Annotated in this window: 15 protein-coding genes and 1 pseudogene; 4 read left to right on the forward strand and 12 right to left on the reverse strand. The window is 62.3% G+C overall.

Annotated features, from left to right (window positions below; all coding sequences use genetic code 11):
• Window positions 1–522 precede the first annotated feature (522 nt).
• Window positions 523–1,344 carry an alpha/beta fold hydrolase gene (locus FSO04_RS02600; RefSeq protein ID WP_154558295.1) on the forward strand — a complete coding sequence of 274 codons (822 nt, stop codon included), beginning with the start codon at window positions 523–525 and terminating at the stop codon, window positions 1,342–1,344.
• Between the two features lie 73 nt (window positions 1,345–1,417).
• Here the strand turns inward: FSO04_RS02600 and FSO04_RS02605 are convergent, their stop codons facing one another.
• The 6 genes from FSO04_RS02605 to FSO04_RS47365 form a co-directional block, all read right to left on the reverse strand.
• The gene (locus tag FSO04_RS02605) at window positions 1,418–2,932 is read right to left on the reverse strand and encodes an efflux transporter outer membrane subunit (RefSeq protein WP_154558209.1); all 1,515 of its coding nucleotides are present in this window, start codon (window positions 2,930–2,932) and stop codon (window positions 1,418–1,420) included.
• Window positions 2,911–4,029: an HlyD family secretion protein gene (locus FSO04_RS02610; protein WP_154558210.1), complete on the reverse strand. Its 1,119-nt coding sequence runs from the start codon at window positions 4,027–4,029 to the stop codon at window positions 2,911–2,913. The genes FSO04_RS02605 and FSO04_RS02610 overlap by 22 nt, the downstream gene beginning before the upstream one ends.
• A 64-nt stretch (window positions 4,030–4,093) precedes the next feature.
• Entirely contained in the window at window positions 4,094–5,704 is a 1,611-nt protein-coding gene (locus FSO04_RS02615; RefSeq protein WP_233464712.1) for an MFS transporter, read from the reverse strand.
• Between the two features lie 146 nt (window positions 5,705–5,850).
• The gene (gene cydB / locus FSO04_RS02620) at window positions 5,851–6,843 is read right to left on the reverse strand and encodes a cytochrome d ubiquinol oxidase subunit II (protein WP_154558211.1); all 993 of its coding nucleotides are present in this window, start codon (window positions 6,841–6,843) and stop codon (window positions 5,851–5,853) included.
• Window positions 6,844–6,849: 6 nt separating this feature from the next.
• A complete protein-coding gene (locus tag FSO04_RS02625; protein ID WP_233464713.1) occupies window positions 6,850–8,262 on the reverse strand; it encodes a cytochrome ubiquinol oxidase subunit I in 1,413 nt (470 codons plus the stop codon).
• On the reverse strand, window positions 8,259–8,441 hold the full coding sequence (locus FSO04_RS47365; RefSeq protein WP_233464714.1) for a hypothetical protein: 183 nt from the start codon (window positions 8,439–8,441) through the stop codon (window positions 8,259–8,261). Before FSO04_RS47365 ends, FSO04_RS02625 begins: the two co-directional genes overlap by 4 nt.
• Window positions 8,442–8,911: 470 nt before the next feature.
• Here FSO04_RS47365 and FSO04_RS02630 point away from each other — a divergent pair, with 470 nt between their 5' ends.
• Together FSO04_RS02630 and FSO04_RS02635 are read left to right on the forward strand one after the other, a co-directional pair.
• Window positions 8,912–9,574 carry an HD domain-containing protein gene (locus tag FSO04_RS02630; RefSeq protein ID WP_154558213.1) on the forward strand — a complete coding sequence of 221 codons (663 nt, stop codon included), beginning with the start codon at window positions 8,912–8,914 and terminating at the stop codon, window positions 9,572–9,574.
• 357 nt (window positions 9,575–9,931) lie between these two features.
• Window positions 9,932–12,835 (forward strand): ATP-binding protein, encoded by a 2,904-nt coding sequence (locus FSO04_RS02635; protein WP_154558214.1) that lies wholly within the window; start codon window positions 9,932–9,934, stop codon window positions 12,833–12,835.
• A gap of 16 nt (window positions 12,836–12,851) precedes the next feature.
• Here FSO04_RS02635 and FSO04_RS02640 read toward each other — a convergent pair whose 3' ends face one another.
• The gene (locus FSO04_RS02640; protein WP_154558215.1) at window positions 12,852–13,766 is read right to left on the reverse strand and encodes a LysR family transcriptional regulator; all 915 of its coding nucleotides are present in this window, start codon (window positions 13,764–13,766) and stop codon (window positions 12,852–12,854) included.
• Window positions 13,767–13,963: 197 nt separating this feature from the next.
• On the opposite strand from FSO04_RS02640, the pseudogene FSO04_RS02645 reads away from it, so the two are divergent.
• Window positions 13,964–14,104, forward strand: a pseudogene (locus FSO04_RS02645) (LpxL/LpxP family acyltransferase); the annotation flags it as partial.
• A gap of 63 nt (window positions 14,105–14,167) precedes the next feature.
• Here FSO04_RS02645 and FSO04_RS02650 read toward each other — a convergent pair.
• The 5 genes from FSO04_RS02650 to FSO04_RS02670 all read right to left on the reverse strand — a co-directional run bounded on the left by FSO04_RS02650 (window position 14,168) and on the right by FSO04_RS02670 (window position 19,510).
• The gene (locus FSO04_RS02650; protein WP_154558217.1) at window positions 14,168–14,461 is read right to left on the reverse strand and encodes a hypothetical protein; all 294 of its coding nucleotides are present in this window, start codon (window positions 14,459–14,461) and stop codon (window positions 14,168–14,170) included.
• Window positions 14,462–14,578: 117 nt separating this feature from the next.
• Entirely contained in the window at window positions 14,579–15,373 is a 795-nt protein-coding gene (locus FSO04_RS02655) for an SDR family NAD(P)-dependent oxidoreductase (protein ID WP_168435543.1), read from the reverse strand.
• A gap of 77 nt (window positions 15,374–15,450) precedes the next feature.
• Window positions 15,451–17,715 carry a xanthine dehydrogenase family protein molybdopterin-binding subunit gene (locus FSO04_RS02660; RefSeq protein WP_154558218.1) on the reverse strand — a complete coding sequence of 755 codons (2,265 nt, stop codon included), beginning with the start codon at window positions 17,713–17,715 and terminating at the stop codon, window positions 15,451–15,453.
• The gene (locus FSO04_RS02665) at window positions 17,712–18,224 is read right to left on the reverse strand and encodes a (2Fe-2S)-binding protein (protein ID WP_154558219.1); all 513 of its coding nucleotides are present in this window, start codon (window positions 18,222–18,224) and stop codon (window positions 17,712–17,714) included. The genes FSO04_RS02660 and FSO04_RS02665 overlap by 4 nt, the downstream gene beginning before the upstream one ends.
• A complete protein-coding gene (locus FSO04_RS02670) occupies window positions 18,221–19,510 on the reverse strand; it encodes a c-type cytochrome (RefSeq protein WP_154558220.1) in 1,290 nt (429 codons plus the stop codon). The genes FSO04_RS02665 and FSO04_RS02670 overlap by 4 nt, the downstream gene beginning before the upstream one ends.
• Between the last annotated feature and the right edge of the window lies 1 nt (window position 19,511).

Consider the following 19,511-nt stretch of genomic DNA (forward strand, 5'->3'; position numbering starts at 1 on the left):
GGCTCCCGTTGCACGATGACATGAAATGCACGCTGGCGCGCCATTCGTGCCACCGTGTGCATTTGCCGTTCGTCTGACCTGGTTATATCCAGGTATGAAAGAGGACAGGCGCCCGCCTGGGAAGGCGCAAAGCCGTTACGTGGCACCAGGCCGGGCCAGCGGTACATCATCCGGGACGTGAATCGGCGTGATAATACATTTAAGAATGTTTAAGACCGCCGTCAGGACTTTTAGCTCTTCAGTCTCCTAATCTGTTGATCAGTCGTGATGCCGCGTCGGTATGAGGCCGGCGCGCCACGTCGTGTACGCGAAAAATAACTCGCCAATGGCGTCGTAAACGATAAGGAAGTCAAAATGACCACTGGAACCGATAAAGAAATCCCTTCCGCGTCACGTCGCAACATGTTAATGGCCGGAGCCGGCGCGGTTGCGGCGGCGGTCATCCCTGCTGTTGCCAACGCCGCAGGCACTGCATCGGGCAGCAAAACCGGCAATCATCTTGCACATACAGGAGCACGATCCATGAACTTCGTTACTACCAGGGACGGCACACAGATTTTCTACAAGGATTGGGGCTCGGGCCACCCAGTCGTGTTCTCCCATGGCTGGCCACTCGATGCCGATGCCTGGGACTCGCAAATGTTGTTTCTGGTGCAGAAAGGCTATCGAGTGATCGCTCACGATCGCCGGGGGCACGGCCGCTCGAGTCAAACCGCGCACGGCAACGACATGGACACCTACGCGGACGATCTTGCTGCTGTCATCGATGCGCTCGATCTGAAGGGCGTCACGCTCGTCGGCCATTCCACGGGTGGTGGAGAGATCTCTCACTACGTTGGTCGGCATGGAACAAAACGTGTTGCCAAAATGGTCCTGATCGGTGCAGTGCCGCCTATTATGCTGAAGACCGAAGCAAATCCGACGGGGCTGCCCATGTCGGTCTTCGACGGTATTCGCGCCAATACCGCGAGCAATCGGTCGCAGTTCTTCAAAGACCTTGCAGTGCCTTTCTACGGCTATAACCGGCCCAATGCAAAAGTCCAGCAAGGTGTGATCGACGAGTTCTGGCGCGAAGGGATGATGGGGTCGGTACTTGGTCAATACGAGTGCATCAAGCAGTTCTCCGAGGTCGACTACACGCCGGATCTCAAGAAGATCGATGTTCCGACGCTGATCCTGCATGGTGATGACGATCAGATCGTGCCGTTGGATGACTCCGGGCGTAAGTCCGCGGAGATCATCAGGAACGCCACGCTCAAGGTCTATCCGGGCGCACCTCACGGCATGTGCACGACGGAAGCGGATCGCGTCAACGCCGATCTTCTTGCATTCCTCCAGTCGTAAGCTTGACGCTTGGCGAAGCCGATCAAGGCTAAGCACAGAGTGATGCTGCCGGCGTTCTGATCCGGCAGCATTGCTATATTCCCTGCTTGTTTGCAGCATCGCCTTCTGCCTGCCAACCACCGCCCAGCGCTTTGTAAAGCGCAACGAGTTCGAGTGCCGTGTCACGCTCGCTCTGCGCCAGTTTGTCGTCGGCAGCGTATAGCGAGCGTTCGGCATCGAGCACGGAGAGAAAGTCATTGAGGCCTTGGCGATAAAGACGCGTTGCGATGGTCACGGCTTCCCGGTCGGCGGTGACCTCGGCCGTAAGCCTCTCATGCCGCACTTGTGATTGCGCATAAGACACGAGCGCGGTCTCGACATCCCGCAGCGCACCGAGAACCGTCCGCTGGTATGCGGCGGCGGCTTGATCGGTCCGCGCTTCTTCAGCGTGCATTTCAAAGCGAACCTTGCCGGCATCGAAGATCAGCCAGTTGATGCTCGGTCCGATCGAGAAATAGCGGCTCGGCGCGGTCAGAAAAGTCGACGCATTCAGGCTCTCCAGACCCGCAACCCCGGTCAGCGAAAAGTGCGGATAAAGATCGGCTTGAGCGACGCCAATGCGGGCGTTCGCGGCGGCAATTCTGCGTTCGGCTGCGCGGATATCCGGACGGCGGCGCAGAAGGTCGGAGGGCAGACCCACCGGCACGTCCGCGATCGCCGAAGGAATCGCTTGTGGGGTATCCAACTGGGCCAGCAGTTGTTCCGGCGGTTGACCGATCAGCGCACCGATTCGATAAATGGACGCGCGTTCATTCGCCTCGAATGTTGGAATGGCGGCTTCGGTATCCGAGACTTGCGCCTGTGCACGCAGCACATCGAGACGCGAGGCCAGCCCTGCATCGAATTGCGAGCGGGTCAGCGCTAGCGAATCCTGCTGGATCGACAGATTGCTGCGGGCGACGGCGAGTTGCCGTTGCACGCCACGCAATTCGATGTAGTTGCGCGCGACCTCGGCGAGCAACGTCAACTCGACATCCCCGCGGTCCGCCACGATCGCCTGATACGACGCGTCAGCGGCCTCGACGCCGCGCCGCTTGCCGCCGAACACGTCGATTTCCCACGATGCGTCGAAGCCGGTCTGCCATAGATTGCCGTTGGCGCCCGGACCGAGACCGCCAGGCGGCACGCCGACCGGCACATTGGCGCTGCCATGGGTCCGATCGTATTGGGCGCCGACGTCAGCGGTTGGGTATAGATCTGCTCCGGCGATACCGCGCAAGGCACGCGCTTCGCGTATGCGTGCTTCGGCAACAGCCAGGTCGGGAGCGGAGTGCAACGCGTCGGCCATGAGCGAGTTGAGCGTCGCGTCATCAAAGCCTTGCCACCACGCATCGTTCGATGTGGGCGACCCTTGCGAGGTGCTCGCCGCCGGGCCCGTATGTTCCGTAAAACTCGCCGGCACGACCAGTTTCGGCGGCACATAGTCCGGACCCACGGTGCACCCCGCGAGGAGCGCCGCCCATGCCGCGACGATGGCGGCGACATGCCGCCGCCGGTAAGGAGGAAGCCCCGCCGGCCGCGCTGCCGCTAGTTCCAGAAGCCAAGCCATGCCGGGCGCTCCCTGACAAAAATTTCCGTCTCGACCGACATGCCCGGCGAGATCAATTTAAGGGCTTCCCCAGGGTTGTCGAGTTCGATTTTCACCGGCACCCGCTGCACCACTTTCACGAAATTGCCCGTTGCATTCTCCGGAGGCAGGAGCGCGAAGTGCGAGCCGGTTCCGCGTTGAATGCTGTCGACGTGACCGCGAAGCCGCAGGTCCGGAAATGCATCGACGAGGACAGTGACTTGCTGGCCCGGTCGGACGTGAGTCAACTGCGTCTCCTTGTAGTTCGCGGTCACATAGAGCTTGTCCGGGACGACGGACAACAGCGTTTGCCCGGGCTGTACAAAGTTGCCCTGCTCGACGCTCTTGTTCGCCACGCTGCCGGACTCGGTTGCGTAGATTTTCGTGTACGAGAGGTTGAGCGTTGCCTGCTCCAGCATGGCGTGAGCCTGGGCGACGGCGGCCTCGGCCGTTTTGACCTGAGAGCGCGCCAGCGTCGCCTGCGCTTGAGACGCGTTGACCTTGACCTGGGCCGCCGTCACGGAAGCCCGCGTCCCGTCAGCGGCCGCCTTCCCCTCATCGACGCGCTCCGATGACACGGCGCGCACATCTGAGACGGATTGCAGCCGCGCCAGATTGGCGACGGCCAGTTTGGCATTGGCGCGGGCAGCGTCAAGTTCGGCCTTTTGCTGGCCGATATTGGCGTCGGCCACCGCAACCTGATTGCGCGCCTCTTCGAGCTTGCCAACTGCTGCCGCGACATTGGCGCGCGCCTGATCCACCTGAACGACGTAGTCGCGCGGATCGAGTTCGACGAGGAGATCGCCGACCGTCACCTTGCTGTTGTCGTTGACATGCAGTGTCTGCACATAGGCCGGCACCTTGGGGATGACCGAGACAAGATGCGCGTCGATATAGGCGTCGTCCGTCTGCTTCTCGTAGAGGTCCGGCACGAGGAAATACGCGGCGATCGCCAGCAGCACGATCAGCGCGAGAACACCGAGGATCAGCCAGCGTCGATTGTCAGGCAGCGGAGGCGCAACAGGTGCGATGACAGGCGGTGTGGTGGCGGGTTTTTGAACCGGCGGTGCTTCGCTCATCGCTGCCTCCGGCTGCGGGGATGGATTGGGGTTGGAAGGGACGCTGTTTTCATGGCCGCGTTGCTTATTTTTTGGCCACCGGGGTCGGCGGAATAATGGGGACGAGGCACAGTGCGATCACGCCGACGACCGCCATGAAGGCGAACGCGTCCGCGTACGCGAGCGTGGCAGCCTGGCGTGCGCCTGCTTCGGCGAGAACGTGTAGCGCCGCGCGCTGGCTCTCGAACGGGGTATAGCCACCGCGCGCGACCAGCGTTGCGCTCACCGACGAGACCCAGTCTCGCGTCACCGGATTGTCGTGGCGCAGGTGCTCGAACAGGCGGGATGAATGGAGCGTCTCGCGATGCCCGATGAGAATGGTCAGCAGCGCGACCCCGAGCGACGCGCCGAACTGCCTGAAAGTCATGTACAGGGAGACGCCATCGAGCAGCTTGTTCTGCTCGATTCTTGCCACCGTGCCGCTGCCCACCGCCGGCAACAACGGGGACAGGCAGCAGGCGTAAAGAATCAGCGGAGCCACATAGTAATAGCCCGGCGTGTCCGTCGTCAGCAGACGATTGAACAGCACCATCGACGCGATCAGCATGACGAGAGCAAGCACGATCGTCTTGCGTTGGCCGATTCGCGCGATGAGACCGACCATAAGCGGCCGGATGGCGGCTGCGGTCAACGCATAGATGCAGATGATCTGCCCGGTCTGCGTCGCGCTATGGGTATGGGTCGAGAGATTGCGCAGAAACTCGGGTAGAACGAACAGGCTGCCTGACAGGATCATGCCGGTGAAGACACCGATCAACGCGGACGACAACACGTAACGGTCACGCAGCAGACCGAGCCAGAGAAGCGGCGTTCGATTCGCAGGGCTTGCCTGCCAGACGACGAACAGAAGCAGGGCCGCGCCGCCGGTCAAGGCGAGCACGCGAATATGTAGCGATCCGAACCAATCGTCGATTTCGCCGCGATTGAGAATGATCTGAAGCGAGATCAGCGCCGTCGCGAGCAGCACAATGCCGAGCCAGTCGCTGCTGACCACGCGCTCTGAGGCGGGCGGCGGGAGTGTCGGAAAGTAGCGGGCCAGGAGCCATATCGCGGCGGCTGCATAGAGCAGATTGGGCAGGAAGATCAGGCGCCAGTTGAAATGGTCCGTGATATAGCCGCTGACCAGAAGCCCTGCCGCACTCGACAGATAGAGCAACGTGGAAGCCTTCATCAGCGACGGGCTGCGCTGCGGTTTGGGCATCAGCACATAGATGCTCGCGCGCCACCATACGACCAGGCCCGCCCCGGCCAGCCCCTGGACGGCGCGCCAGATCAGCATCGAACTGAGATCGGGAGAGATCGCGCAACCCATCGAGGCGATCGCGAATACGACGATGGTCGAGAGCAGGAAGCGCTTGTAGCCGTAGTGCCCGGCCATCCAGATCGAGACAGGTACGCCGAGAAACAGCGCGCAGCTATAGACGGTCAGCAGCCAGCTCGCTTCGTCCGCGGACACGCCCAACGTGCCGGTCAGATCCGCCAGCACCAGGTTCATGCTGTCGAACGTATAAAACTCCATCCCGGTGGCGAGGCCAAGGCCCATCAGCAGCAGGCGCGTGTGCACCGGCGACATCATGAGCGCCGGTGCAGGCGGAGGTGAAGCGGGCGTCGCTGTCGGCCGTGCAGTGTCACTCATGGCAGGAGCCGATCGATCTGTATTTGCAGGTGATGATCACGTAATGAGCCGCAAGAAGGCATGCATCACCACGGTGACGAGAACCAGGGTGGCGACGGCCGCCAGATAGAGACCGCCGAACCAGCTCAGACGCCGGATGCGCGGGCTCATGCTTCCCATCCCGCCTCGGGCGTCTTGCCGTGAAACGTGCGGTAGGCGAAGGCAGAATACGCGAGTACGACCGGCGTGACAATCACCGCACCGATCAGGAGGAAGACATGGCTGAGGGTCGCCGATGCCGCGGCCCAGAGCGTGAGACGGAAGGGCACGATGTCCGGAAAAATACCGAAACCAAGGCCCGCTACGCCCAGTACGAACAGCGCCAGCGCCAGAAAGAACGGGCGTCCGTCAGCACGGCCGCCGATCGCCCGCAGGAGGGCGGCAGTCACACCGAGAAACAGCACCGTGATCAGCACGAGGGCGATCGTATGCGCGGCCCATGCCGCGCGAATGCCAGGTTGAACCCACGCCGCGGCGGCACAGGCTGCTGCGGCGAGACAGACGAAGCCCGGCACCGCCAGACGCAGGCAGCGCTCCGCGAATTCACGCAGCGCCGCTGTCGCTTTCAGATGGAGCCAGCCGGCGCCGAGGACGATATAGCCGGCGAGCACGGCGATCGCGGTCAGCGCGGGGAACGGCCGGAAAACGTCGAAGACGCTGCCGCCGAAGCTGTCACCAACGACGCTCACCCCCTGGATGAGCCCACCGACGATCAGCCCCTGCATGAGCGCGGCCACGATCGAGCCGACACCGAACGCCGCGTCCCAGAAGCGTCGCCCCTTCTCGATCTGGTAGCGGAACTCGAATGAGACGCCGCGTAGTCCCAGCGCCAGCAACATGACGATCAGCGGAATATAGAACGCCGGAAGCAACACACCGTAGGCAATGGGGAAGGCAGCGAGCAGCGCGACACCGGCCATGATTAGCCAGGTTTCGTTGCCGTCCCAGGTGGGCATGATCGAATCGACCATGCGGTCGCGCAGCCGTTCATCGGATTGCAGGAGCAGCAAGGCGCCCACACCCAGATCGAAACCGTCCAGCAGGACGTAAAGCGACAACGCGAAGGCGGTGAACAGCGCGGAGAGCAGCGGCAGAATCATGACGGGCTACTCCACTGGAGCCGGGTTGCGGCCGGCAGGATCATTCATCACCGCGGGCTTCAGCGCATGCTTGAGCGAGCCGGTGGCCACCGGTTCGGACTGTGCCGCCTGTGGACCGCGCCGAATCATGCGCAAGCTGAAGATCAGGAACGCCGTCATGAAAAGCGCGTAGATGCAGACAAACGCGATCAGCGTCGAAAGCAGTACGCCTGCCGGGACAGGCGAGACGGCGTCGGCCGTGCGCAGGATGTTGTAGATCACCCAAGGCTGGCGACCCGTCTCGGCGAGATACCATCCGCCGAGCGTCGCGATCACGCCGGATGGCGTCATCACGACGAGCGTTCGCAGGAACCAGCGTGTGGTGAAGAGCCGGCCTTGCCAGCGCAGCCACAGCGATGCAATACATACGCCGAACATGATGATGGCAAGGCCGTACATCGTGCGGAAGCCGTAGAAGACCCAACCCATGACCGGCTGGCGGTCGCGTGGCGTGTTCTTCAATCCTTCGACCCGGCCGCTCAGGCTATGGGTGAGCCAGATGCTTCCGAGGTAAGGGGTGCCGAGCGCGAAGCGATTGCGTTGGTTCTGCTGATCCGGGACGATGAACCAGTAATAGGGTGCGGGCGATTGCGACTGTTTTTCCCAGAACCCTTCAGCAGCCTGCATCTTGGCCGGCTGATGCTCGAGCATTTTCCCGTACAGCATGTCGCCGACGAAGACCTGGCAGCCGATCAGGATGGTGGCGAAGGTGAGCCCGATCGAGACCGTCCGGCGTCCGAACGCTTCATGTTCGCCGCGCAGGAGATACCAGGCGCCGACGCCGGCAACGAGGAACGAGCCCGTGATGTAGGCCGCTACCAGCATGTGCGGCAGGCGATACGGCCAGGAGGGGTTGACGATCACCTTCAGCCAGTCGGTCACCACGACCCGGCCGTGTTCGACCACCACGCCGTCAGGAGTTTGCATCCAGCTGTTGGCCGAGAGGATCCACGATGCCGACAGCAACGTGCCGAGCGCAACCATGCAGGTGGCGAGGAAGTGAAGCTTCGGTCCGACCCGGTTGAAGCCGAACAGCATGATGCCAAGGAACCCGGCTTCCAGGAAAAAAGAGGTCAGCACTTCCAGCCCGATCATCGGGCCGATGGCTGGGCCCGCCATCTGTCCGAATCTGGCGAAGCTGAGGCCGAATTCGAACGAGAGGACGATCCCGGTGACCACGCCGACCCCGAAGCCCATCGCGAAGATGCCGAGCCAGAAACGATAGATCTGCAGATAGAGCGGGTCTTTGGTCTTCAGCCACAGGCCTTCCATGATGGCCAGAAACGCAGCGAGTCCGATGGAAATCGTCGGAAAGATGATGTGAAAGCTGACGGTGAACGCGAACTGGACGCGCGCGAGGATGGCGGGATCGAGGTTCACGGTTGTTTCCGTTCGGTTTGGGGGCGCAGGGAGATCGCTACGGCTAGCGCGACGAAGAGTGCGAGCGCGATGATCGACGCTGGCAGTCCGAAGACACCGATGATGGTGAAGAAGAACGCCACGCCCACGAGGGTTGCGCAGATCGCCCCTAACAGGCGCCATGTGGACGTGGTCTTCATGGCTGGGTGCCTCGGCTTCTCGATCCTGCGGCCGCGACCCCATAGGCGTTGGGCGAAAACGGATCGTAAGACATAGCAGGTTCCCTCAAGATTGCGGACATCGGTGAGGCGATGATCGCGCACGGATACCTTAAAAGTCCTGAGCGCGTCATAAATCCTGCTAAAGGCGTCGTTCCCTCAAGCATTGACAACCAGCGTCGCAGTCTTGCGCTCTCTCACGCAGTCTCCGCGGCTACGTTTAAGAATATTTAAGGTGGTCGTCAGGACTTTTAGTGCGCCCTCACTCTAATCTGCTTCCCAAGTCGTGATACGGCATCGGTCTCAACATGGATGCTGTTGATCCTGTTCGGCACGATCGTAATCGGCGGCGCGGGACGCTACCGTGTTTCATGGTTTACGCGAACGCCGGCGAGCCGGCGTGCATAAGCCGTTCCAATAACAATTCAGGTCTACTCCGCTGAGCCCGCGCCATGACGCCTAGTTGTGCAACTTCGCCTGACATCGTCGCGGGCGTCCCGATCCCGCGAAGTCCAATGGCTGTGGCGGCTGCGGACGCTGCGCTGGCGTGCCTGCCGGACGTGCTGGTCGGTCATGCGGCGCGTGTGTTCGTGTTTGCGTCGCTGACGCTCGAACGCGAAGGGCTCGCGTGCGATCCGGGTACGCTATACGTCGCCGCGATGTTCGCCGGCGTCGGTCTGAGTTCGGCATTCGGTCATTCGCAACTGCGCTATGAAGTGGATAGCGCCAATGCAGCGCGGGAATTTCTGCGGCGTTACGGCGCCTCGGCTGCTGAGATGAACGATGTTTGGCACGCGATTGCGCTGCACATGACGCCCGGTATTCCGGCGCATATGTCGCCGCTTGCACGGGGACTTTCCGAGGCGGTGCGTACGGACCTGCTTGCGGAGAACCTGAATGCCTGCACGCAAACACAGCGTGACGAAATACTGCAGGCGTATCCGCGGGACAGCGGGTTCAAGGAACGGATCATCGACGCAATCGGGCGCGGCATCGCGCATCGGCCGGCATCGACGTTCGGGACGGTCAGCGCGGACGTGCTCGAGCGGATCGATCCTGAATACTGCCGCGTGAATTTCTGCGGACTGATTCTGGGCGCGCAATGGAAAGACTAGCGGGCGATCCGCGGCTAGCAGCAAGCAGAGGGTATTGAACAAGGCGCAGTAGGCGATCGCGAAGCCCACCGCACGCCGGCATGCAAGCCAGTTTCGGTCAGTGAAACACGCAGGTCGTCCTGTATGACCGAAGGGTCAAGAAATTTGATTTGATCGATCAAAAATTTGTGCTATTTGCGGACTCGAACTGCCGTAGTATTTCCCTAATCTGATTATCGAGATAGACTTCCTCACGAAACTTTTCGGGTTCCGGTTGCCCACGCGTCCGTCCGGACCTGACTACCCAGGAACAGACTATCGAGACATACGCAACGCTGTCGCTCAATCGATTCACTTTTCTGGATTCGCGAGCTTGCGATGATTCAAATTGGACAACTTCACATTTCGCTCGAGCATCGTGAAATGCGCTCGCATGGCGAATCAGTGCGTCTCGGCAGCCGCGCCTTCGACGTCCTTGAATTGCTGATTGCCGCCAACGGGGCGCTGGTCTCCAAGGATGAGATCATGCGGCACGTCTGGCCCGACACGATCGTAGAAGAAAACAACCTCCAGGTGCATATTACGGCGATACGCAAGGCGCTGGGCGCTGATCGCGACCGTATTGTGACGGTGCCAGGCCGCGGTTACCGTATGACCGGCGTGAAGATGGCGGCGGGCGCTGAGATTGCGAAGGTGAGCGCGGACGCCCTCGCGATACACCGGCCAGATGCGCACCGCTTAAACACGCACAATCTTCCTCTCCATGTGTCGGCGCTGGTGGGGCGGCAATGCGCCGTCGCGGAGGTGCTGGCCGCCATCGAACCTGCGCAAATCGTGACGCTCGTCGGATCGGGCGGCATCGGTAAGACGCGCCTCGTTATCGAAGCGGCGAGACAGATGTTGCCGCGCTTTCCCGACGGTGTGGCGTTCGTGTCGCTTGCGCCGGTGTCGGACTCACGTTTTGCGCTGGACGCACTTGCAATGGCGCTCGGCATGAAGATTTCTTCGTCCGGCCTTTCGCTTGCGCAGATCGCGCATGAGATGAGGGGCAAGCGCCTGTTGATCGTGCTGGACAATTGCGAGCACGTAATCGAAGCCGCTGCCACCATGGCGGAGGCGCTGGCGGCAGCCGGCGAAGGTATGCGGGTGTTGGCGACGAGTCGCGAAGCGCTGCGCTCGCGTGACGAAGTCGTCTATCCGGTTCTGTCGCTCGACGTGCCCAGCCCTGAAAACCCAAGCGATGATGTGTTGCAGACGAGTGCGGTTCAGCTGTTTCTCGCGCGCGCCCGCGCTGCCGATCCGCAATTTTCGTCCGACGAACGCAGCATTTTTCTGATTGGAGAGGTCTGCCGGCATCTGGACGGCATTCCGCTCGCCATCGAACTGGCGGCGGCGCGTGCTGCGGTCCTCGGCATTGAAGTGCTGGCGGCGCGGCTCGACGACTGCTTGCGGATACTGTCGGGAGGTTACAGGACGGCGTTGCCGCGCCATCAGACGTTGAAGGCGACACTCGACTGGAGCTACCGTCTGCTCGACAATAGCGAACGTGTCATCTTGCGCTGGCTCGGCATGTTCGTCGATGCGTTCACGTTCGATTCGGCCAACTACGTCGGTGCGCAACTTGGCTTCACGCAGACGGAAGTGCTGAATGCGCTGAGCGGCCTCGTGTCGAAGTCGCTGGTGATTCGAGCCGACGGCAGCGCTTCACCGAGGTATCGTCTGCTGGAAACGACACGCGCCTATGCGCTGCAGCGACTCGACGACAACGGCGAGCGTGGCGCCGCCGCGCTCGCTCACGCAAAGTCATTCTGCGAGCGCTTCAAACACGTGCGCGACGATCTGGCGGTGACGTCGCTGCAAGACGGTCTGGCGGATTTCACGCGTGAAATCGGCAATGTGCGAGCCGCGCTCGACTGGGCTTTTTCGGCCACGGGCGATCACGTGGTCGGCATCGAGCTTGCCTCGATTGTCGTGCCGTATCTGTTCGATCTTTCGCTGGTCGACGAATGCCGTAGCCGCGCGCGCGCCGCGCTCGATGCCGCGCGTGATACAGACCCTTCAAACTTTCCGCCCGAAGCGCGCTTGAGGCTGACGACGAGCTGGGCGGCTGCGCTTGTCTATACGCAGGGTCCGACTATGGAGACGATGGAAGCATGGTCCGAAGTGTTGACGCTTGCTGTTGCTGTGGACCATGCCGGCTTTGAATCGCGCGCGTTGTGCGGACTACGGCACTCGTATCAGGCGGGCGGGGAGGCGCGTCAGGCGCTGGTCGTGGCGCGGCGCTTCGAAGCGCTGGCCGGTCAGTTCACAGACGCGACACACAGTCTGATCGGCCGCCGCATGGAAGGCGCCGCGCTGCATTACGTCGGCGAGCAGCGCATGGCTCGCCAGAAGCTCGAAGAGATGTTGAGCGCCTGGGTACCCTCGGATCATCGGTGGAACACGATCGGCTTCAGGTTCAACCAGGCCATTGTCGCGCGGGCGCTGTTCGCGCGCGTGACGTGGGCGCTGGGCGACACGGCAGGGGCGATGCGGCTTGCCGGAGAGGCGCTGGAGGCTGCCGTTCAACACGATTTCGAACTCGTGACCTGCTATGTGCTCGGCGACGTTTTTGTGCCGCTTGCGCTGCTCGTGGGCGAGCGCGCGGCGGCAGAACGCGGACTTGCGATGCTGAAGGGCATTGCGTCGCGCGTGTCGCTGTCGATCTGGCACACCTGCTGTGCGTGCTATGACGAGTATCTGTTTTCGCTGTCCGGCGAGCATCCGCACAGGCTGGCGCAATTTCGCGGCGCGCTGGACGAACTTCGTGACATCGACTTTCTGGCGCAACTGACGATGCTGCTATGTCAGTTCGCCCGCGCGCTGATGCGTGCGGAACAGTACACAGAAGCGCTGGCCGCGATCGACGAAGCTTTGCAGCATTGCAAGGAGACAGGGGAGCGGTGGTATTACGCCGAGCTGTGCCGTGCGAAAGGTGACGTGATGCGCGCCTTGCAAAGGGACGCGGATGCCGCAGCGTGGTTCACGACCGCGCTGGAGTCGGCACGCCAGCAGAGCGCGGCTGTTCTCGCGGTGCGTGCCGCGAGTAGTCTCGCGCGGCTCTGGATCGAGCAGGACCGTTTGGGCGAGGCGCGCGACTTGCTGGCGCGAGCGCTGGCTCGCCTGAGCAAGTACCCGGCTGATCCGGATGTTCAGGACGGCCGCGCCTTGCTGGCCGAACTGGAGGTAAAAATCGCCGCCGTCGACAACAAGGATTGCCGGCCGGCCTGTATCGGCGCCTGACACGCACCGGCCGCCGTCATACGTACTGGTTGCTGACGAACCGCTCCACGAGATCGGGTGCGTCGAGTCGATCGATCCACCAGCGCATCGCCTGCCCGGTTTCATCTTCGCGCCAAGCCATATAAAAGTGCGTCACATCCCGCATGCCGAAGACCTGCTTGGCGACGAGCTCGCCGCGTGCAATAGGCGCTGTCGCGAGGCACTCGGGAATGGTGCCGACTGCGAGCCCTTCGAGTTGCGCGGCGAGTTTGCCGGCGAGCGTGGGCAGCGTCAGACAATTTTGCGTAGCGGCAGCACCGACGGTGCGCGGCATCAATTCGCGCGAGGTATCGCCGATGACCGCGCCGCGATGGCGTGCGACGGTTTCCATGGTCAGCGGTTCGGGAAGCTCCGCGAGCGGATGAGTGGGCGCTACCACGAAAATATGGCGCATCGAGCCGATCGGGCGGGTGACGAGATTGGGCAAGTTGGGTGGATCGCCCGCGGCGCCAACCACGAGGTCGGCACGCCGCGTAATCAATGCATCCCACGTGCCGCCCAACACTTCCCGGGACAGGCGCAGGCGAGTCTCCATGTTCATGTCGTAAAACGCATGGACGTGCGGCCAGATTGCGTCGAAAGGCAGGATTTCGTCGATGCAGATGCGCAGGTCCGCTTCCCAGCCGTGTTGCACGCGTTTGGCCTTGAGCTCGAGTTCTTCGGCGCCCTGCAGCAGACGCCTGCCTTCCTCGACCACCACGCGTCCAGCGTGTGTGAATTTCGCACGCCGGCCGCTCCGATCGAACAGGTTGACTTCGAGGTCGCTTTCGAGCTTCTGCACCAGATAGCTCAGCGACGACGGCACACGATGCAGAAGTTCGGCCGCCTCCGCGAACGTGCCGGTGCGATCGATTGCGTCGAGTGCTTCCAATACCTCAAATGACAGCTTCATCGAAGATTCCCGCGGTAGTTGCCTGATTGCGCCTGTCCTGGACTGCGCACGGTTTGATAGGCTCAATTGTCGCACTGAGTGGGAGGGCGGTGGTGGCACAGATGCGCCTTTCGAAGGTCTTCAGAAAAAGATAGCGCGCATTCACAAGACGAGATCGTGTTTGGCAAATTTCCAATCGGTTGCGTGATTCACGTATTTTTGCGAGCGGCGATGACTATACGGACGCGCGCCGCATGAACGAGTGGATCGAGGCAGAAATTCCGCATATTCCAGAGCAGTACTACTGGGTGCACAAGCGTTTCAAGACCAGGCCGGAAGGGGAGAAGGGCTTCTACTAACGACTTCTGCCAATCCGGCTGACGGCAAGCCAGGCCGTTCGAACAGGAAGATGGCGCGTCTCGCTATCGGGTTGGGCAATTCATCGGTTTGACGTGCAGATCTTGACACGCATAGTCCGGCTTAAGTTGTGGCTTGGGTTTTGCTGTGGGATTGCTGCTTTTCTTTGCATTGTCATGCAACATGTGATGCCTGCTGGTGCGCGTCGCCGAGGGGCCACTGCCTTGCTGTGCGACGGGCGGCCCCCTACCCGCATCGGAGGCATTCTGTGTGGCGTTGTTAGCGAGTCCCTGTGCAAAACCTTGACCCGTGAACAGGACCGCCGCGAGTACCGTGGCCATATTTTTCTTGCTATTCATCGTGTTTCGATTGAGTCCCTTCTGTGTTGCCCGGTCCGACCGTGGCGAAAACTGACGGACGGACATTCTCCTGCATCGCGGGGCAGATGCGCCCGATAGTGTGTGCCCGTCATCCGCTCACGCAATCGTATCCACCACGCCGCCGTCCACCCGCAAGGCCGCGCCTGTGGTTGCCGAAGCCTGCTGCGAGCACACATACACGACCATGTTCGCGATTTCTTCCGTGCTTGCCGGCCGCTGGATGATCGAACTGCGGCGATGCGCGCGCACGAAATCGATGCCGACCTGTTCGACCGTTTTGCCTTGCGCCTTCGCCGTCTCTTCCACCATCGCCCGAAAGCCGTCCGACAAAGTGGGGCCCGGCAGCACGGCGTTCACCGTCACGCCCGTGCCGGCGGCCTGTTTGGCGATGCCACGCGCGATGCTCAATTGCGCGGTCTTCGAGAAACCGTACGCGAGCATGTCGGGGGGAATGTTCAGTGCCGACTCCGACGAGATGAACACCACGCGCCCCCACTTGCGTTCCATCATGCCCTTGAGGTAGCCACGCGTCAGCCTTACGCCTGACATCACGTTGACCTGGAAATAGCGCGCCCAGTCGTCGTCGGTGGTGGTGAAAACGTCGCCGGGGCCATACACGCCCAGATTGTTCACGAGGATGTCCGCTTGCGGGACGGCTTTCGCCAGCGCGTCGCAGCCCTCGGGCGTGCTGAGGTCGCCGGCGAACCCGCGTAGCTTTGGCGTGGGAACAGTCTTAAGAATCGTGTCGATGGCGCGGTCCACCGCTTCCTGTTTGCGTCCATTGACAATGGTGGTCGCGCCTGCCGCCGCGATCCCTGTGGCGATCGCGAGGCCGATGCCCGCCGTGGATGCGCTGACAATGGCGGTTTTGCCCGATAGATCGATGATCACTGGCGTGTTCCTTGTAGAAACGTTACTGATATCCGCGACGCAGCTCCACCTTGTGCAAGCTGCGCCGTGCGGATTCTTTATACGTCAATCAGACGGCGCAGGTTATCGCCACCCAGGGGCATGTCGCGCAAGCGCTTTCCAGTCGCATCGAACAACGCGTTGCCGAGCGCGCCGGCGGTCGGACCCATCGACGCTTCTGCAGCCCCGAGAAACGGCAAGCCCGGCCGATTGATCAGATGCACGTTCAAACCGCGCGGCACGGCGGAATACCGCAGGATCGGGTAGCTGCTCCAGTCGAAGCTGCGGATTCTCGCTGTGTCGAATTGCAATTGTTCATAAAGTGTCCAACTGGTGGATTGAATCAGGCCGCCCTCGATCTGGTTGCGGATGCCGTCGGGGCTGACGATCTGCCCCGCGTCCACCGCCACTTCGGCGTGTTCGAGAATCACCTGGCCCGTCTCGGGCACCACGGATATCTCCACGGCCATCGCCACATACGACATCAGATTCTTGTACTTTCCGAACGCAAAGCCGACGCCATGATTGGCCTTGCGCGGCGCGCGCGGCCAGCCGAATTTTTCGGCCGCGAGCCGGATCACGTCGCGCGCGCGCGGATCCTGCATATGCTTGAGCCGGAACGCGACGGGGTCGGCGCCGGCCGCGGCGGCCAACTCGTCCATGAACGTCTCAATCGTGAAGACGTTCATATGTGCGCCGAGCGAGCGCATCGCCGACGTTTGCAACGGCATGGTCGGCGAGAAGTTGTTCATCACGTGCATGTTGGGGAACGCGTACAGCGGAATCGCGTTGCGGTCGCCGCCGCCTTCGGGTTGCACCATCGGCACCGACGGCGCCGGCACGAAGGGTTTTTCCAGCATTTGCGCGGGAAGAAGCCGCCCCGCGTTCACGATCCGCTCGTTGTGCGAGCTGCTCCACAGCGCGTAATCCCAGTTGACGATGCTGCCACTCGCGTCGAGCGATGCGCTCACTTCGGTGACCATGGCGGGTGTGAAGTGATCCCAGGTATGCTCCTGTTCGCGCATCCATTGCACGCGAACCGGCTGGCCTGCCATCTCGCGGGCGATCAAGGCGGCGTGCGTGGCTACGTCGTCCGCGCCGTTGTGCCCATAGCAGCCCGATCCTTCGACGTGAACGCAGCGCACATTCTCTTTCGGCAGCGACAGCATTTCCGCGAGCGCATCGCGCAGCGGATAGACGCCTTGCGAGTGCGTCCAGACCGTCATGGTGCCGTCCTTGAAATGCGCGACCGAGCAGGATGGCCCGATCGAACCGTGCAGCATGTAGTGCTTGGTGTACTTCGCGCTCAGCGTTTTGACGGGCGCGCCGGCTGCATTGTGCGTGTTCGCGATCTCGATGTGTTGCGTGGAAATCGTTTTCAGATCGCGGTGTACGGTAGCCGGGTCGGGCAACGTGCGTCCGGCGCTCCACTGACTTCCCGCGGCCAGCGCGCGTTGCGCCTGCACCGCCTGCCATTCGCCTTTGGCGACCACGGCCAGCATGCTGCCGTCCCTGATCACCTTGACGACGCCCGGCATTTTCAGAATCTCGGGCGTATTGGTTTGCAGCAGCTTCGCAGCATAAACCGGCGGCAGCACCACCCGCGCATGCAGCATGCCCGGCATCGACATGTCCTGCACATAGCTCGGGCCGCCCGTCACCTTGCCCGGGATATCCAGGCGCGGCAATGATGTGCCGATCGTCACGAACCTGGCTGGGTCTTTCAACGGCGACACCGGCGTTGCCATGCGATGGAGATCCACCGCGCCGACCGCCTGACCGTACGTCATCGTGCGGCCGTCGGGTGCCTTGATGACCGCGTCCTGAACTTGCAGCACGCCGCTCTCGACGCCGAAGTGTTTGGCCGCCGCATCGACGAGCAGGCCGCGCACCTGGGCGGAGGCGTTCAGCAAGGCGCTGCCGCTGTCGACGATGGTGTGGCTGCCCGCCGTGAGTCCCTCGTCCGGCGAGGCGCCCGTATCGGCGGTCAAGAACGTGATCAGCGAGGGTGCCATGTTCAGCTCTTCGGCTGCGATTTGCAGCAGCGCAGTGCGCACGCCGGTGCCTAATTCCACCTTGCCGGTGTAGACAGTCACCTTGCCTGCGGGATCGATCTTGATCCATGCATCGAGAAACGGATTGGTCTTCAGGCTGCCCGCGAGCGTTTCGGTCGCTTTGGCCACGTGTACCGCAGCACCTTCGTCCGCGATCACCTCCTGCGCCATGGCCTTGATGCCGGGGAACAGACTGAAGCTCACCACGAGCGCGCCGGACATCATGAAGCGGCGGCGTCCCTCGTTGATATCGTCTTCTTTGACGCTCATTGCGTGCCTCCATGGGTCACCGCGCCTTGAGGCGGGGCGGGCGTAGCGTCGGGTGCGGGCAGGTGCGCGACTTCGCGGATCGCGGCGAGGATGCGCATGTGGGTACCGCAACGGCAAAGATTCGGCTCCATGTGTTCGCGCAGCTCATTCTCGGTCGGCCGCGGATTGCGCTCGAGCAGCGCCTGAGCGCGCATGATCATGCCGGCGATGCAATAGCCGCACTGCGCGGCCTGATGTTCGATGAACGACTTCTGCAGCGGGCCGGGATGCTCGGCGGTGCCGAGACTCTCGATCGTGCGCACGGGGCGGCTGCCGATCGACGACACGGGCATCAGGCAGGAAAATGCGGCCTTGTCGCCCACGATCACCGTGCACGCGCCGCATTGTCCAAGACCGCAGCCGAACTTGGCGCCGTGCAGGTGCAGGTCGTTGCGCAGTGCGTAAAGCAGTGGCGTCGACGGATCGATATCCAGCGCGTGCTGCACGCCATTGACAGTAAGGTTGATCATCGCGCGTTATTCTCCTTTCTGACTTTGACCACCGTGTCCTCGACGTCCTTCCACTCTCCGCGCTGCGAATAGGTCGCGCGGATATAGGACACCAGGTCGGCGATCTGCTGGTCACTGTAGATTTCGCTAAAGGACGGCATGTAGTTCATGCTGTCCTCGCCGTGCCAGCCATTGCCGCTGAGAATCATCTGGGCGGCGTTGCGGGGTGTTGTTGCGTTGACGGCGGTGCTGAACGCCAGCGTGGGGCGCTCGCCGATCGATTGCATCGGCGCGGCGGGGCCGTGGCACTGCGCGCACGATGCGCCGAACAGGGTCGCGCCGCGTTGCGCCGCAGGCGACGCATCGGCGTGATCGACGCCCTCGGCAGCGGCATCCATGACGGCCGGGCGCGCTTTCTGAATCGACAGGATGTAAGTGGCAATCGCCTGCACGTCCTCTTCGGGTACCGTAGCGAGGTCACGCGTGACGGGCAGCATCGGGCCGGCCGCGGCGCCGTGTTCGCTGGCGCGGCCGCTGCGCAGATACGTGACGAGCTGTTCCTGGGTCCAGGGCTTCGGCGCCGCGCTGAGTGCATTCAGCGGGGGAGCTTCCCAGCCGTCGACGATGCCGCCGTCGAATGCATGTCCCAGCTTTTCACCGCCAATCGCGTTGAGCGGCGAATGGCACGAGGCACAGTGACCGAGGCCGTCCACCAGCAGCTTGCCGCGATTCCACTCGGCATCTTTCGAAACATCCGCAGCCCGTTCGCCGGGGTGCAGGAACAAGATGTTCCAGAAGGCCAGCAAAGGCCGGAAGTTCAACGGGAAGATCAGGTCGTTGGCAGGCGCACTCGCGTTGACCGGCTCGCGCGTCATCAGGTACGCGTAGGCGGCTGAAATGTCGCCATCGGACATGCGCGTGAAGTGAATATAAGGAAACGCGGGATAGAGCAGGTGACCGTCGCGCGAGACGCCGTGGCGCACTGCTCGCGTGAATGCTTCGAGCGACCAGCTGCCGATGCCGGTTTCGACATCGGGCGTGAGATTGGTCGCGTAGATGGTGCCGAACGGGGTGGCGAGCGGCAGGCCCCCCGCGAACGGTTTGCCGCCCTTCGCGGTGTGACACACGATACAGTCGCCGAGCGCCACGACGCGCGCGCCGGCGAGCTTTGTCTGCGCGTCGAACGACGATGCCGCCGGCGGGCTGATCGGTGCGATGGCGGGTTTCCAAACCAGCAATGCGACGACGATCAGCGCGGCCACGATGACCACGCCGCCTAACGTCAGCAATCTAGACTTGCGAGTCATT

The organism is Paraburkholderia madseniana, assembly GCF_009690905.1.
Taxonomy (GTDB): Bacteria; Pseudomonadota; Gammaproteobacteria; order Burkholderiales; family Burkholderiaceae; genus Paraburkholderia; species Paraburkholderia madseniana.

Bases quoted from the DNA above. Each gene is read 5' to 3' on its own strand.
- FSO04_RS02600 (WP_154558295.1), top strand. From the start codon at position 523: ATGAACTTCGTTACTACCAGGGACGGCACACAGATTTTCTACAAGGAT.
- FSO04_RS02605 (WP_154558209.1), bottom strand. From the start codon at position 2,932: ATGGCTTGGCTTCTGGAACTAGCGGCAGCGCGGCCGGCGGGGCTTCCT.
- FSO04_RS02610 (WP_154558210.1), bottom strand. From the start codon at position 4,029: ATGAGCGAAGCACCGCCGGTTCAAAAACCCGCCACCACACCGCCTGTC.
- FSO04_RS02615 (WP_233464712.1), bottom strand. From the start codon at position 5,704: ATGAGTGACACTGCACGGCCGACAGCGACGCCCGCTTCACCTCCGCCT.
- cydB (WP_154558211.1), bottom strand. From the start codon at position 6,843: ATGATTCTGCCGCTGCTCTCCGCGCTGTTCACCGCCTTCGCGTTGTCG.
- FSO04_RS47365 (WP_233464714.1), bottom strand. From the start codon at position 8,441: ATGAAGACCACGTCCACATGGCGCCTGTTAGGGGCGATCTGCGCAACC.
- FSO04_RS02630 (WP_154558213.1), top strand. From the start codon at position 8,912: ATGACGCCTAGTTGTGCAACTTCGCCTGACATCGTCGCGGGCGTCCCG.
- FSO04_RS02635 (WP_154558214.1), top strand. From the start codon at position 9,932: ATGATTCAAATTGGACAACTTCACATTTCGCTCGAGCATCGTGAAATG.
- FSO04_RS02640 (WP_154558215.1), bottom strand. From the start codon at position 13,766: ATGAAGCTGTCATTTGAGGTATTGGAAGCACTCGACGCAATCGATCGC.
- FSO04_RS02650 (WP_154558217.1), bottom strand. From the start codon at position 14,461: ATGAATAGCAAGAAAAATATGGCCACGGTACTCGCGGCGGTCCTGTTC.
- FSO04_RS02660 (WP_154558218.1), bottom strand. From the start codon at position 17,715: ATGAGCGTCAAAGAAGACGATATCAACGAGGGACGCCGCCGCTTCATG.
- FSO04_RS02665 (WP_154558219.1), bottom strand. From the start codon at position 18,224: ATGATCAACCTTACTGTCAATGGCGTGCAGCACGCGCTGGATATCGAT.
- FSO04_RS02670 (WP_154558220.1), bottom strand. From the start codon at position 19,510: ATGACTCGCAAGTCTAGATTGCTGACGTTAGGCGGCGTGGTCATCGTG.